The organism is Streptomyces acidicola, from assembly GCF_009377235.1.
Classification (GTDB): Bacteria; Actinomycetota; Actinomycetes; order Streptomycetales; family Streptomycetaceae; genus Streptomyces; species Streptomyces acidicola.
Genome location: NZ_VMNX01000246.1, coordinates 1 through 14,235, shown reverse-complemented (window position 1 = coordinate 14,235; position 14,235 = coordinate 1). Strand labels below are relative to the sequence as shown.

Annotated in this window: 14 protein-coding genes and 1 pseudogene; 10 read left to right on the top strand and 5 right to left on the bottom strand. The window is 71.4% G+C overall.

The window, feature by feature from the left end; translation table 11 throughout:
* Positions 1–200 precede the first annotated feature (200 nt).
* Both FPZ41_RS38515 and FPZ41_RS38510 read right to left on the bottom strand, forming a co-directional pair.
* Positions 201–1,403, bottom strand: coding sequence for an adenylate/guanylate cyclase domain-containing protein (locus FPZ41_RS38515; protein WP_322621273.1), 1,203 nt, complete (start codon positions 1,401–1,403; stop codon positions 201–203).
* A 252-nt stretch (positions 1,404–1,655) separates the two neighbouring features.
* Entirely contained in the window at positions 1,656–2,561 is a 906-nt protein-coding gene (locus FPZ41_RS38510; protein WP_152868451.1) for a biotin--[acetyl-CoA-carboxylase] ligase, read from the bottom strand.
* Between the two features lie 161 nt (positions 2,562–2,722).
* On the opposite strand from FPZ41_RS38510, the gene FPZ41_RS38505 reads away from it, so the two are divergent.
* The 4 genes from FPZ41_RS38505 to FPZ41_RS38490 all read left to right on the top strand — a co-directional run bounded on the left by FPZ41_RS38505 (position 2,723) and on the right by FPZ41_RS38490 (position 5,498).
* Positions 2,723–4,330, top strand: coding sequence for an acyl-CoA carboxylase subunit beta (locus FPZ41_RS38505; protein WP_152868449.1), 1,608 nt, complete (start codon positions 2,723–2,725; stop codon positions 4,328–4,330).
* Positions 4,331–4,405: 75 nt separating this feature from the next.
* Positions 4,406–4,621, top strand: a complete 216-nt coding sequence (locus tag FPZ41_RS38500) for an acyl-CoA carboxylase subunit epsilon (protein ID WP_152868447.1) — start codon at positions 4,406–4,408, stop codon at positions 4,619–4,621.
* Positions 4,622–4,700: 79 nt separating this feature from the next.
* Positions 4,701–4,829, top strand: a complete 129-nt coding sequence (gene mmpB, locus FPZ41_RS49670) for a morphogenic membrane protein MmpB (RefSeq protein ID WP_131570656.1) — start codon at positions 4,701–4,703, stop codon at positions 4,827–4,829.
* 48 nt (positions 4,830–4,877) lie between these two features.
* A complete protein-coding gene (locus FPZ41_RS38490) occupies positions 4,878–5,498 on the top strand; it encodes a Maf family protein (RefSeq protein WP_152868445.1) in 621 nt (206 codons plus the stop codon).
* Here the strand turns inward: FPZ41_RS38490 and FPZ41_RS38485 are convergent.
* Entirely contained in the window at positions 5,467–5,916 is a 450-nt protein-coding gene (locus tag FPZ41_RS38485) for a hypothetical protein (protein ID WP_407698873.1), read from the bottom strand. The genes FPZ41_RS38490 and FPZ41_RS38485 overlap by 32 nt on opposite strands.
* A gap of 376 nt (positions 5,917–6,292) precedes the next feature.
* Here FPZ41_RS38485 and FPZ41_RS38480 point away from each other — a divergent pair, with 376 nt between their 5' ends.
* Both FPZ41_RS38480 and FPZ41_RS38475 read left to right on the top strand, forming a co-directional pair.
* Positions 6,293–8,068, top strand: coding sequence for an acetyl/propionyl/methylcrotonyl-CoA carboxylase subunit alpha (locus FPZ41_RS38480; RefSeq protein WP_322621271.1), 1,776 nt, complete (start codon positions 6,293–6,295; stop codon positions 8,066–8,068).
* 317 nt (positions 8,069–8,385) lie between these two features.
* Positions 8,386–8,943 (top strand): TetR/AcrR family transcriptional regulator, encoded by a 558-nt coding sequence (locus FPZ41_RS38475; RefSeq protein ID WP_152868455.1) that lies wholly within the window; start codon positions 8,386–8,388, stop codon positions 8,941–8,943.
* A 62-nt stretch (positions 8,944–9,005) separates the two neighbouring features.
* Here FPZ41_RS38475 and FPZ41_RS38470 read toward each other — a convergent pair whose 3' ends face one another.
* Both FPZ41_RS38470 and FPZ41_RS38465 read right to left on the bottom strand, forming a co-directional pair.
* Positions 9,006–9,965, bottom strand: coding sequence for a DeoR/GlpR family DNA-binding transcription regulator (locus tag FPZ41_RS38470; RefSeq protein ID WP_456154452.1), 960 nt, complete (start codon positions 9,963–9,965; stop codon positions 9,006–9,008).
* A 169-nt stretch (positions 9,966–10,134) separates the two neighbouring features.
* Positions 10,135–11,583: an NAD(P)H-quinone dehydrogenase gene (locus FPZ41_RS38465; RefSeq protein WP_152868440.1), complete on the bottom strand. Its 1,449-nt coding sequence runs from the start codon at positions 11,581–11,583 to the stop codon at positions 10,135–10,137.
* Between the two features lie 94 nt (positions 11,584–11,677).
* Between FPZ41_RS38465 and FPZ41_RS38460 the strand changes: the two genes are divergently transcribed.
* The 4 genes and pseudogenes from FPZ41_RS38460 to FPZ41_RS38445 all read left to right on the top strand — a co-directional run.
* On the top strand, positions 11,678–12,115 hold the full coding sequence (locus tag FPZ41_RS38460) for a gamma-glutamylcyclotransferase (RefSeq protein WP_152868438.1): 438 nt from the start codon (positions 11,678–11,680) through the stop codon (positions 12,113–12,115).
* Between the two features lie 52 nt (positions 12,116–12,167).
* Positions 12,168–12,449: a type II toxin-antitoxin system RelE family toxin gene (locus tag FPZ41_RS38455; RefSeq protein WP_131572227.1), complete on the top strand. Its 282-nt coding sequence runs from the start codon at positions 12,168–12,170 to the stop codon at positions 12,447–12,449.
* 104 nt (positions 12,450–12,553) lie between these two features.
* Positions 12,554–13,378: a purine-nucleoside phosphorylase gene (locus FPZ41_RS38450; protein WP_322621270.1), complete on the top strand. Its 825-nt coding sequence runs from the start codon at positions 12,554–12,556 to the stop codon at positions 13,376–13,378.
* A 449-nt stretch (positions 13,379–13,827) separates the two neighbouring features.
* Positions 13,828–14,235: pseudogene (locus tag FPZ41_RS38445) on the top strand (phospho-sugar mutase); the annotation flags it as partial.

The window sequence follows — 14,235 nt, the reverse complement described above, 5'->3', positions numbered from 1 at the left end:
GCCCCGCCCCACACAGAGCACCGCCGCCCCGGCTCCCCGGCCGGGCCACCCGGACGAGCGCAATCAGCGCGACGACCGGGGCCTGTGCCTCCCGGTCATCAAACTGTGCCTCGCCGGACACGGCGGCGGCAGCGGCAACCTCGGGCGAGGCGACCCGCTCGGCTGAAGCACTGGCGGGACGCGCCCGCCCGGCTGATGCGCTAGCGGGACGCGCCCGCCCGGCGCGAGAGCATCCACGGCTCGACGACGCCCAGCCCACGCACCGGCCGCTGCCACATGGGCTGGAGCCCGAAGCGGTAGGACGGCGGCTCCTCGCCCTCCTTCTCGGCGGCGGCCGCGGCCTCGGCGGCCTCCGCCTCGGATGCGGGGGCGTCGCCGGTACGAATGACCTCCTCGGCGAACGCGGAGTCCACCAGCACCGTGTCCTTGGGCGCGATCGACGTCAGCCGGGAGGCCAGGTTCACCGTCGTACCGAAGACGTCACCCATGCGCGTCGTCACCGTGCCGAACGCTATGCCGACGCGCAGCTCCGGCATCGTCTCGTCGTTCTCCATGGTCTCGATGAGCCGGAGCGCTATCTCGGCGGCGATGCCCGCGTCGTCCGCCGCGTACAGCACCTCGTCGCCCAGGGTCTTGATGAGCCGGCCGCCGTGCGCGGCCACCAGGTCGGCCGCCGTGGTCTCGAAGGCCTCGACGAGCTCGCCCAGCTCCTCTTCCTCCATGCGGCGCGTCAGCCGGGTGAAGCCGACCAGGTCCGCGAAGCCGACCGCCAGCCGCCGGTCGACCATCTCCTCGTCGTCGGCGGTCTGCACGACCCGGCCGGTGGCGGCGGCGAGCTGGCGCCGCCAGACGTAGACGATGAACTCCTCCAGTTCCGGCAGGAGCAGTTCCACCAGGGGATACGTGACCTCGGTGCGTGTCATGCCCGGTTCCGGCGGCTCGGTCAGGCCCTCCAGGAAGGAGTCGATCTGCCATTCGGCCAGCCGGGCCGTGGTCTGACCGGTCGAGCGGGCCACCTGCACCGCCATCGCCTCGCTGAGCAGTCCCGCCTCGACCAGACCGGCGAGCCGCCGCAGGGCGAGGACGTCGGCCTCCGTGAGGGCCTTGGCCTGGCCGATGTCCGCGAAGCCCATGGCGCGCCAGAAGCGGGAGGCCAGCTCCATGGAGACGCCCGCGCTGCGGGCCGCCTGGAAGGGGGTGTACCGGCGCTCGGCGCCGAGGATGAGCCCTTCGAGGCGCAGTGCCAGGGGGTTCTCGGCGGGGTCGTCGCCCTGCGCTTCCCCGCGCCCCCGTGGCTCGGCCCGGTCACCCGGAGCGTCGCTGGCAGACCCGACGGTACGGTCCGGATCGGCGTCGGGACCGGGGTGTGCACCCGTGCCGGAGCCCGTGTCGTCGACGGTCACGCCTGCTGCCCTTCCGATCTGCCACGGTCAGGTATCGACCGGCCTCAACTCTACGGCAGGTGTGCGCTGGCTCACTCGCCTGCCGAGGGCCGACAACCCTTGCCGGCTGGGGGTCCGGGAGCCCGCGGAGCAGCCGTTCATGTCACAGCCCCGGGTCGGGCGCCCCGTGCTCGGGGTCGGCCCCCAGACTCGTACGACTTGATCGTCCCCAGCGTTCACCGGGCCGCTTCGGGTACCCAGTCGTCCCCTGCGTCACTCGGGTCGCAGATGGACGATGTCGCCCGCCCCCACCGGCTCCTGCACACCCTCCGCCGTGGCCAGAACCAGCCGGCCGTCGCCGTCCACCGCGACCGCCTCCCCCACGATCGAGCGGTCGCCGGGAAGCTCCGCGCGGACCGTGCGGCCCAGCGTGGAGCAGCCCGCCGCGTACGTCTCCTGGAGACCACTGACGGCGGGATCGCCGCCGGCGTCGCGCCACGTGCCGTACCACTGCTCCAGGGAGCGCAGGACGGCCCGCAGCAGCGGGTCACGGTCCGTGTTCGCGGCGCCCGCCAGGGAGAGGGAGCCCGCCGTGGGCACGGGCAGTTCGTCCTCGCGGAGCGTGACGTTGATGCCGATGCCGACGACCACGCCGTCCGGGCCCGCGCGCTCGGCGAGGATGCCGCCGGCCTTGCGTTCCTCGCCGCCCAGGGTCACCAGGAGGTCGTTGGGCCACTTGAGGGCCGTGTCCACGCCGGCCGCGCGGGCCAGCCCCGTCGCCACCGCGACCCCGGTCAGCAGCGGCAGCCAGCCCCAGCGGTGGACGGGCACCTCGGCCGGCTTCAGCAGCACCGAGAAGAAGAGCCCGGAGCGCGCCGGGGCGCTCCAGGTGCGGTCCAGCCGCCCGCGCGCCGCGTTCTGCTCCTCGGCGACGAGGACCGCGCCCTCGGCCGCCTTGCCCGCCTCGGCGAGGGCCACGAGGTCGGAGTTCGTCGACCCGGTGCGCTGCACCACCTCCACCTCGGACCACAGCGAGCTCTCCCGCACCAGTGCGCGGCGGAGGGCGGTGGCGTTGAGGGGCGGCCGGCCCAGATCGGACCAGCGGCCGCCGCGCGGACCGTCGCCCTTGCCGCCCTTGCCGCCGTTGTCGTGCGCGTCTGATGCATCTCGCGAGGTCATGAAACCCACACTAGGTGTGGTCAACGCCGCACTGCTGAACAGCAGGCACACCACTACGCTACGGATGAGTAGCCATACCCACTTGTGAGCACGTCCCCGAGCAGGTACCTGAGTACGTCACCCTCACGTCCCCCACTGAGCAGGCAGGGAGCCGCATCCCGATGTCCGAGCCTGAAGAGCGCCAGACGGTCGACGAGATCGACATCCACACCACCGCGGGCAAGCTCGCGGATCTGGGGCGCCGCATCCACGAAGCGACGCACGCCGGCTCCGAGCGCGCCGTGGAGAAACAGCACGCGAAGGGCAAGCTGACGGCCCGTGAGCGGATCGGGCTCCTCATGGACGAGGGCTCCTTCGTGGAGTTCGACGAGTTCGCCCGGCACCGCTCCACCGACTTCGGCCTGGAGAAGAACCGCCCGTACGGTGATGGCGTCGTCACCGGTCACGGCACGGTGGACGGCCGTCCGGTCGCCGTGTTCTCGCAGGACTTCACCGTCTTCGGCGGGGCGCTGGGCGAGGTCTTCGGCCAGAAGATCATGAAGGTGATGGACTTCGCGCTGAAGACGGGCTGCCCGGTCATCGGCATCAACGACTCCGGCGGCGCCCGCATCCAGGAGGGCGTCAGCGCGCTCGGCATGTACGGCGAGATCTTCCGCCGCAACACCCACGCCTCCGGGGTGATCCCGCAGATCAGCCTGGTCGTCGGCCCGTGTGCGGGCGGCGCGGTCTACTCCCCCGCGATCACCGACTTCACGGTCATGGTCGACCAGACCTCGCACATGTTCATCACCGGCCCGGACGTCATCAAGACCGTCACCGGGGAGGACGTCGGCTTCGAGGAGCTGGGCGGCGCCCGCACCCACAACACCACCTCCGGTGTGGCCCACCACATGGCGGGCGACGAGAAGGACGCCATCGAGTACGTCAAGCAACTGCTGTCGTACCTGCCGTCCAACAACCTCAGCGAGCCCCCGGCGTTCCCGGAGGAGGCGGACCTCTCCCTCACCGACGAGGACCGCGAGCTGGACACGGTCGTCCCGGACAGCGCGAACCAGCCGTACGACATGCACACGGTGATCGAGCACGTCCTGGACGACGCCGAGTTCTTCGCGACGCAGCCGCTGTTCGCGCCGAACATCATCACCGGCTTCGGCCGGGTCGAGGGCCACCCGGTGGGCATCGTCGCCAACCAGCCGATGCAGTTCGCGGGCTGTCTCGACATCGACGCCTCCGAGAAGGCCGCGCGCTTCGTCCGCACCTGCGACGCCTTCAACGTCCCGGTGATTACCTTCGTGGACGTCCCCGGCTTCCTCCCGGGCGTCGACCAGGAGCACACCGGCATCATCCGCCGCGGCGCGAAACTGATCTACGCCTACGCCGAAGCGACCGTCCCCCTGATCACGGTCATCACCCGCAAGGCCTTCGGCGGCGCGTACGACGTCATGGGCTCCAAGCACCTCGGCGCGGACCTCAACCTCGCCTGGCCGACCGCCCAGATCGCCGTCATGGGCGCCCAGGGCGCGGTGAACATCCTGCACCGGCGCGCCATCGCCGCCGCCCCGGAGGAGGAGCGCGAGGAGGTGCGCGCCCGCATGATCCAGGAGTACGAGGACACGCTCCTCAACCCCTACACGGCGGCCGAGCGCGGTTACGTCGACGCCGTGATCATGCCGTCCGATACCCGCTCCCACATCGTGCGCGGCCTGCGTTCCCTGCGCACGAAGCGGGAAAGCCTCCCTCCGAAGAAGCACGGCAACATCCCCCTGTAGACCCAGGACATCCACCTGTAGACCCGGCCGGACGCAGACCCGGCCGGACCCGGTCCTCGACCCGTTGGAGGCGTCATGACGATCAAGGTCGTACGGGGCAATCCGACCCCGGAGGAGTTGGCCGCCGCACTGGCGGTGGTCCGGGCGCGCGCCGCGGCGGCGGCCGCCGAGCCGTCCGGCGCGCCCCGCCCCCGCGACTCCTGGGCCGACCCGTCCCGCATCGCCGCCCGCCGCCTGCCCCAGCCGGGACCGACGGCGTGGGGCCGCACGTACTGGCCGAGCCAGGGCTAGGGCGCTAGTCAGCACGGACCGCGCAAGTTGAGTACGCGTACTCAGGCGCCGGGCCGTCGGCGGCCGCAGCATCGTTGTCATGCTGTGGTCCGATCCCGAGAACGAACCGCCCAAGGAACTTCGCGACACGCAGGACATGTTGCGGCGGCTGGGCGTTCTCGTGGCGTTGGCCATGGTGCTGGCGATGCTCGTGCTCGGTATGCGGTGAGCCGGTGCCCCGGGCCGTGACCCCGGGCCGCGCCGATACCCTGGCCGCATGACTGATCAGCCGCGCCGCCGACTCGTGCTCGCCTCCCAGTCCCCCGCCCGGCTTGGCCTGCTCCGCCAGGCGGGGTTCGACCCCGAGGTGATCGTCAGCGGGGTCGACGAGGACGCCGTGACCGCCCCCACCCCCGCCGAGCTCGCGCTGGCCCTCGCCGAGGCGAAGGCCTCCGTCGTGGCGGCGAAGCCCGAGGTCAAGGGCGCCCTGGTGATCGGCTGCGACTCGGTGCTCGACCTTGACGGCGAGGCGCTCGGCAAGCCCGCCGACGCCGAGGAGGCCACCGCGCGCTGGAAGTCGATGCGCGGCCGGGCGGGCACCCTTCAGACCGGGCACTGCGTCTGGGACACGGTGGGCGAGCGGTACGCCTCCGGCACCGCGTCCACCGTGGTCCGCTTCGGCGACCCGACCGACGAGGAGATCGCCGCTTACGTCGCCTCCGGTGAACCCCTCTACGTGGCCGGGGCGTTCACGCTCGACGGGCGCTCGGCGCCGTTCATCGACGGCATCGACGGGGACCACGGCAACGTCATCGGGATCAGCCTCCCCCTGGTACGGCGCCTGATGGCCCAACTGGGCGTGGGCATTACGGAGTTGTGGACGCCGAAGGAGACGTGACCGCGTCGGCCGGAGCCGCCTGACGGTCGTCCGTCATCAGCGTGAGCAGGACAAGGCCGAGCACGACCATCATGAAGGTGAACGCGCCCCAGCCCACCAGGCCCACGGCGAACGCGCCGAGCAGCCCGTGCACCACGGCCGCGCTGATCAGCAGGACGCGCCGGACGCCGGTGGCGGGCCGGCCGCGCAGGGCGACGAGCAGCGCGGCGAGGCCGCACAGGGCGAAGTAGAGGCCGAAGACCAGGCCGCCGGCCTTGGACGAGGTGGACATCGCGTCCGGGTCGAGTCCGGCGAGGGACATGTCCTGGCGGTCGACCACGATGCCGAGGAACCAGTTGAGCCAGGCGACGGCCCCCGCCTCCACGAAGAGCACGATCGCCGCGACCATCGCCACCGGTCTCCGTATCACCGGTCCCACCCCATTTTCGCTGTCGCCGTCCGTCACCCGGGCATACGACGCCCGCCACCGCCGGCGCCGCCGGGACATCGCGAACGCTACTAACGGGTAAACCGAGGGACAAGGGTTCTCGCGAAGGCAAAGAATCATTGGGCCATTAGTAGGGACTCCACAAAGAAACCCATCCGGGCGCAGCGCGGCCTCATAGAGACCTTGACCACATGGGACGGCTAGGGTTTTCCGGTGGAGTCCTGCGGAGTGCGGTGCGACAAGGGATTTCGCAGGTCGAGCGAGCCTCCCCTCACGCTCCGTGTGGGCAAGCTCACCATTGAGGACGGGTCGAAACGCCGTGTCGGCAGTCCCTAAACTTCGCTTGTTTCAAGGAGAGGGAGCCATCGTGCGCAAGGTGTTGATCGCCAACCGTGGCGAAATCGCTGTCCGCGTCGCCCGGGCGTGCCGGGATGCGGGGATCGCGAGCGTGGCCGTGTACGCCGACCCGGACCGGGACGCCCTGCACGTCCGCGCGGCGGACGAGGCGTTCGCCCTGGGCGGTGACACCCCCGCCACCAGCTACCTGGACATCGGCAAGGTGCTGCAGGCGGCCAAGGACTCCGGCGCGGACTCCATCCACCCCGGTTACGGCTTCCTCTCCGAGAACGCCGAATTCGCCCAGGCGGTGCTGGACGCGGGCCTGATCTGGATCGGCCCGCCGCCGCAGGCGATCCGTGACCTCGGTGACAAGGTCGCCGCCCGGCACATCGCCCAGCGCGCCGGCGCCCCCCTCGTCGCCGGCACCCCCGACCCGGTCTCGGGTGCGGACGAGGTCGTGGCGTTCGCCGAGCAGCACGGCCTGCCGATCGCGATCAAGGCGGCGTTCGGCGGTGGCGGCCGCGGTCTGAAGGTGGCCCGCACCCTGGAAGAGGTCCCCGAGCTGTACGAGTCGGCCGTCCGTGAGGCGGTGGCGGCCTTCGGCCGCGGCGAGTGCTTCGTGGAGCGCTACCTGGACCGTCCACGCCACGTGGAGACCCAGTGCCTGGCCGACACCCACGGCAACGTGGTCGTGGTCTCCACCCGTGACTGCTCCCTGCAGCGCCGCCACCAGAAGCTGGTGGAGGAGGCCCCGGCACCGTTCCTCTCCGAGGCTCAGAACGCCGAGCTGTACCGCGCCTCGAAGGCCATCCTCAAGGAGGCCGGCTACGTCGGCGCGGGCACCTGCGAGTTCCTCGTGGGCCAGGACGGCACGATCTCCTTCCTGGAGGTCAACACCCGCCTTCAGGTCGAGCACCCGGTCACCGAGGAGGTCACCGGCATCGACCTGGTCCGCGAGATGTTCCGCATCGCCGACGGCGAGGAGCTCGGCTACGACGACCCGCCGCTGCGCGGCCATTCCTTCGAGTTCCGTATCAACGGCGAGGACCCGGGCCGCAACTTCCTTCCGGCCCCCGGCACGGTCACGACGTTCGCACCGCCCACCGGCCCCGGCGTGCGCCTGGACGCGGGCGTCGAGTCCGGCTCGGTGATCGGCCCGGCCTGGGACTCCCTGCTCGCCAAGCTGATCATCACCGGCGCCACCCGTCAGCAGGCTCTGCAGCGGGCCGCGCGGGCGCTGAACGAGTTCCGGGTCGAGGGCATGGCCACGGCCATCCCGTTCCACCGGGCCGTCGTGACCGACCCGGCGTTCGCGCCCGAACTGACCGGCTCCACCGACCCGTTCGCGGTCCACACCCGCTGGATCGAGACCGAGTTCGTCAACGAGATCCCCGCCTTCGCCGCCCCCGCCGACGCCGCGGAGGCCGAGGACGACACAAGCCGCGAGAACATCGTGGTCGAGGTCGGCGGCAAGCGCCTGGAGGTCTCCCTCCCCGCCTCCCTCGGCATGACCCTGGCCCGTACCGGCCTCGCGGCGGGCGCCAAGCCCAAGCGCCGCGCGGCCAAGAAGTCCGGCCCGGTCGCCTCCGGTGACACCCTCGCCTCCCCGATGCAGGGCACCATCGTCAAGATCGCCGTGGAGGAGGGGCAGGAGGTCAAGGAGGGCGACCTGATCGTCGTCCTGGAGGCCATGAAGATGGAGCAGCCCCTCAACGCCCACAAGGCCGGCACGATCAAGGGCCTGGCCGCCGAGGTCGGCGCCTCCCTCACCTCCGGCGCCGCGATCTGCGAGATCAAGGACTGAGGTCGGCACTCCGGCGGTCGGGCGGATACGTTCTCGACCGCCGGGTTCTGTCCGTGGGCGGCTGCAGATCTCTCGGGTGGCCGGTCCCGCCCACGGGCAGCCACGCACCCGCACACTCCGCTCACGGACGAGCCGCCCTTGGCGAAAGCCACCCGCGACCCTCGGGCGCCCGCGTACCGTGAGCCGCGGTGGCATGCTGGAGGCCGGCCCGGCGCGGTGGAGGAGAGCAGGTGGGCGCCATGGTGAGCACGTCCCCGGGTGAGGCCGCTCAGGCCCTGGAGGCGGGGCCGCGGCCGTACGGGACGCCCCCGCGCCCGATGCGGGCGGACGCGCGCCGCAACTACGAGCGCCTCCTCACCGAGGCGCGTGCCGCCTTCGCCGCGCAGGGCACGGACGCGCCCCTGGAGGACGTGGCGAAGCGCGCCGGAGTCGGTATCGGCACGCTCTACCGCCACTTCCCGAACCGGTACGCGCTGATGAGCGCGGTCTTCGAGGACGCCGTGGGGCAACTCCTCGTCCGCTCCCGTGAGTTGCTGGACGACCCGCAGCCGTGCGCTGCCCTCGTGACGTGGCTGCGCGACATCATCAGGCACGCGGGCGAGTACCGCGGGCTGTCGCGGGCACTCATGACCGTCTCGTACTCGGCCTCGTACGACGACGGTTCGGAGCTCGGCCGGTGCAGCGGCCCGATCCGCGAGGCGGGCGGCGCCCTGCTCACCCGTGCGCAGGAGGCGGGCGCCGTACGTCCAGGGGTCTCGATCGGCGATCTTCTCCAGCTGACGAACGCGATCGCCCTCGCAGCCGAGGAAACCCCCGCCGATCCCGACCTGGCCGACCGCCTTCTCACGCTCACCGTCCGGGGCCTGAAGCCGTAGAGGCCCGAAGCCGTGACGGAGCGGGGCGGACGCGCAGTTGCGCGCCCCAGGGTGCCGGTCGTTCAGCGGCGACGGAGGTCCGCCACCCTCGCCCGGTCCGCACCGGGTGGCTGTTCACCCGGGACCGCGGCCGGGCGGAGCAGCGGACCGGCGCCGGGCACCTGACGGCGCGGCCCGGGGAGGGACACGTCCCGGCGCCGCCCGGGCGGCGCCGGGGCGGGATCACCTCCCACGTTTCCCGAGGCTCCGGCGACCGCGATCTGGACCCCCTGGTCCGCGAGCGCCTGGAGTTCGGTGGCCGCGCGGTCGTCGTGGGCGGGCGGCTCGTCGGTCACGAGCCGGGTGATCACATCGGTCGGCACGGTCTGGAACATCGTGTCCGTACCGAGCTTGGTGTGGTCGGCGAGGACGACGACCTCGGCGGCCGCCTGGACGAGCGCGCGGTCGACGGACGCCGACAACATGTTGGAGGTGGAGAGCCCCCGCTCGGCGGTCAGCCCGCTCCCGGAGAGGAAGGCCCGTGAGACGCGCAGCCCCTGGAGGGACTGTTCCGCTCCCGAGCCGACCAGGGCGTAGTTGGAACCGCGTAAGGTGCCGCCGGTCATCACGACCTCCACACGGTTGGCATGGGCCAACGCCTGGGCCACCAAAAGCGAGTTGGTGACGACGGTCAGCCCGGGGACCCGCGCGAGCCGGCGTGCCAGCTCCTGCGTGGTGGTCCCCGCCCCGACCACGATGGCCTCGCCCTCTTCGACGAAGCTCGCGGCGAGGTCGGCGATGGCCGTCTTCTCGGCGGTCGCGAGATGAGACTTCTGCGGAAAGCCGGACTCCCGCGTGAACCCGCCCGGCAGTACCGCACCGCCGTGCCGGCGGTCGAGGAGTCCTTCTGCCTCCAGTGCGCGCACGTCCCGCCGTACGGTCACTTCGGAGGTCTGGACGACGCGGGCGAGCTCACGGAGCGACACGGCCCCGTTCGCTCGCACCATTTCGAGGATCAATTGACGACGTTCTGCAGCGAACACGAAACTGACAGTAACGCGGGCGACCGTCTGCTTTCAGCAGTTTGCGCCGAATAACAGAAGTTGTTCGCATGGCAGGACGCGGAGTGGTATACGGCGCCCTCGCGAACCACCCCTGCCGCCCGGGAGACCCGCAACTCCCCACGACCGACAGGAAATCGGCGCCCGGCGCTCAGGCCTCGCCGCTGGTCTTCCGGGTGTGCAGCTGCCGTGCCACCTCGGCGATCGAGCCCGACAGGGAGGGGTACACGGTGAAGGCGTTCGCGATCTGTTCGACGGTCAGGTTGTTGTCGACCGCGATCGAGATGGGATGAATCAGTTCCGAGGCGCGCGGCGCGACGACGACACCACCGACGACGATCCCCGTGCCGGGCCGGCAGAAGATCTTCACGAAGCCGTCCCGGATGCCCTGCATCTTGGCGCGCGGGTTGCGCAGCAGCGGCAGCTTCACACCCCGGGCGTCGATGAGCCCGGCGTCCACATCGGCCTGCGAGCAGCCGACGGTCGCGATCTCGGGGTCGGTGAAGACATTGGACGAGACGGTCTTCAGGTCCAGCGGGGCCACCGCGTCGCCCAGGAAGTGGTACATGGCGATACGGCCCTGCATGGCGGCCACCGACGCCAGGGCGAACACTCCGGTCACGTCACCGGCGGCGTACACACCGGGAGAGGTGGTCCTGGAGACCTTGTCGGTCCAGATGTGCCCGGACTCGCGCAGCTTGACGCCGGCCTCCTCCAGCCCCATGCCCGCGCTGTTGGGAATGGCGCCGACGGCCATCAGACAGTGCGTGCCGCTGATGACGCGCCCGTCGGAGAGCGTGACCTCGACCCGGTCCCCCACGCGCTTGGCGGACTGGGCGCGGGAGCGGGCCATGACGTTCATGCCGCGTCGCCGGAAGACGTCCTCCAGCACGGCCGCGGCGTCCGGGTCCTCACCCGGCAGCACACGGTCGCGGCTGGACACCAGGGTGACGCGCGACCCGAGGGCCTGGTAGGCCCCGGCGAACTCGGCACCGGTGACACCGGACCCGACCACGATGAGCTCCTCGGGCAGCTCGTCGAGGTCGTACACCTGCGTCCAGTTGAGGATGCGCTCCCCGTCGGGCTGGGCGTCGGGCAGCTCGCGCGGATGCCCGCCGGTGGCGATGAGCACGGCGTCGGCGACGAGCGTCTCCTCGCTGCCGTCGGCGGCCCGCACCACGACCTTCCGGGACCCGTCGAGGGCCTGCTGCCCCTCCAGCCGCCCGCGCCCGCGCACGACCCGCGCGCCGGTGCGCGTCACGGACGCCGTGATGTCGTGCGACTGGGCGAGCGCGAGCCGCTTCACACGCCGGTTGACCTTGCCGAGATCGACACCGACCACCCGCGCGGGCGTGTCGATGTGGGGGGTGTCGTCGGCGACGATGATCCCCAGCTCCTCATAGGAGGAATCGAAGGTGGTCATCACCTCGGCGGTGGCGATGAGCGTCTTGGACGGCACGCAGTCGGTGAGCACCGACGCGCCGCCCAGACCGTCGCAGTCGACGACCGTCACCTCCGCACCGAGCTGAGCGGCCACCAGGGCCGCTTCGTATCCGCCGGGTCCGCCACCAATGATCACGATCCGAGTCACGTACCCCATTGTCCCGCACGCCCCGAAGTGGCACTGAATCGGGGGCCCGGTGTCACCCGTGTGACAGGAGGGGCGCACGGCGCGGCTGCCGTACCCTCGGTCCATGTCGCTCTACGCCGCGTACGCCGGCAATCTCGACGCGCGGCTGATGTCACGCCGCGCCCCGCACTCGCCGCTGCGCGCCACCGGCTGGCTCAGCGGTTGGCGGCTGACCTTCGGCGGCGAGCACATGGGATGGGAGGGTGCCCTCCCGACGATCGTCGAGGCCCCTGACTCCCAGGTCTTCGTCACGCTGTACGACGTCGCCGCCATGGACGAGGCCTCGATGGACGGCTGGGAGGGCGTGGGCCTGGACGTCTACCGCCGCATGCGCGTCCACGTCCAGACCCTGGAGGGCCAGGACCAGGCCTGGACGTACGTCCTCAACGGCTACGAGGGCGGCCTGCCCTCGGCCCGCTACCTCGGCGAGATCGCCGACGCGGCCGAGTCGGCCGGGGCGCCCCACGATTACGTGATGGAGCTGCGGAAGAGGCCCTGCTGATGCGCCCGACCCCTAAACTTGGCCGGGATCGACGCACGAGCGGGAGGCCGCGATGACCCCCATGACGTACGACGTCTACTACACGGTGCAGGCCGCCGCCGCCCGGGACAGACTCGACGACCGTCAGCGCATCGCGTTCGACAAGGGCATCGCCATGCTGGCCCGCGATCCCTTCCTCTCCGTCTCCCGCCCCATAGGTTCGACCGGAGACGACCGCACGATCCGGCTCACGCAGAACATCCTGGTGGAGTACACGGTGAGCCGCGGCCGACTGCTGATCTTCATCGTCGAGGTCTTCAACGACAAGGACGTCCTCATCACCGACGAGGACTGATCCCCCTTTCTCCGGGAAATCTCCCGGAAACGACAGGGCAACGGTCACACTCCCGTGACCGCATCCATCTACGCGCGTAGGCTCAGACCAGCTACCCTCATCGCGTGAACGCATCTCTTCTTCCGGACGACATCCAGGGCGACCCGTACGAGGCCGCCGACGCCGCAGCCGCGCGCCTGCGCGAGCTCACGGGCGCCGAGACCCACGACGTCGCCCTCGTGATGGGCTCCGGCTGGGCCCCGGCCGTGGAGGCGCTCGGCACGCCCGAGACCGAGTTCCAGGTCACCGACCTGCCCGGTTTCCCGCCCCCGGCGGTCGAGGGCCACGGCGGCAAGGTCCGCTCGTACCGCATCGGTGACAAGCGCGCGCTCGTCTTCCTGGGCCGGACCCACTACTACGAGGGCCACGGCGTCTCCGCCGTCGTGCACGGCGTCCGCACCGCCGTGGCCGCGGGCTCCAAGACGGTCGTCCTGACCAACGGCTGCGGCGGCCTGCGCGAGACCATGCGCCCCGGCCAGCCGGTCCTGATCAGCGACCACATCAACCTCACGGCGACGTCCCCGATCGTCGGCGCCAACTTCGTCGACCTCACGGACCTGTACTCGCCCCGCCTCCGCGCCCTCTGCAAGGAGATAGACCCCACCCTGGAGGAGGGCGTCTACGCGCAGTTCACCGGCCCGCACTACGAGACGCCTGCCGAGATCCGCATGGCCCGCGTCATCGGCGCGGACCTCGTGGGCATGTCGACGGTCCTGGAGGCCATCGCGGCACGCGAGGCGGGCGCCGAGGTCCTGGGCATCTCCCTGGTCACCAACCTCGCCGCCGGCATGACGGGCGAGCCCCTCAACCACGAGGAGGTCCTCCAGGCCGGCCGCGACTCCGCCGCCCACATGGGAGCGCTCCTGACCCAGGTCCTGTCGCGTCTGTAGCCTCCGGCGGTTGGGGGGCGCATCTCGTCTGCCCGGTTCTCTGCGTGGGCGGCTGCGGGTTCATGGTGGCCGGTCGCGCAGTTCCCCGCGCCCCTTAGAAGCACGGGCGCGACCCGGCACCACAACGCACCGCCAAACCCGTACGCGCCGATGGCAACTGGGCGGGCGACATCCGCCCCCACCGGGCCGCAGCCGCGTACGCACGGCAGGGGGTGTGCCGGGAGGTGTCCGCCCGCAGCGGCCGGCGTCCGCCGCCGAGCACCATCATCACCCCCACAGACCCGCCGGACCGAGGACGGAGACCTCCCGGCGCGCCCCCGACCCACGAACAAACGCGTAGGCGCCCAAGCCACCACGGCGGGAAAGCCGACCCCCGCAGACACCAGGCCACACACCAGGCACTCTGGAACACCCCCGCACCGCACGAACAAGAGAGGTTGGACCCCGACGTGCAGGACGAACTCATCGCACGGGCCCAGGCGTGGCTGACCGAGGACCCCGACGCGGACACCCGCGAGGAACTCGCCAAGCTCATCGACGCCAAGGACACCGCAGAGCTCGCCGCGCGCTTCAGCGGCACTCTCCAGTTCGGCACCGCCGGCCTGCGCGGCGAACTCGGCGCCGGCCCCATGCGCATGAACCGCTCCGTAGTCATCCGCGCCGCCGCAGGCCTCGCCGCGTACCTCAAAAAGAAGGGCCGGCCCGAGGAAACCGGGCAGGCCCAGGACAACGAACAACCCGCCCTCGTCGTCATCGGCTACGACGCCCGCCACAAGTCCGCCGACTTCGCCCGCGACACCGCCGCGGTGATGACCGGCGCCGGCTTCCGCGCCGCGCTCCTCCCCCACCCCCTCCCC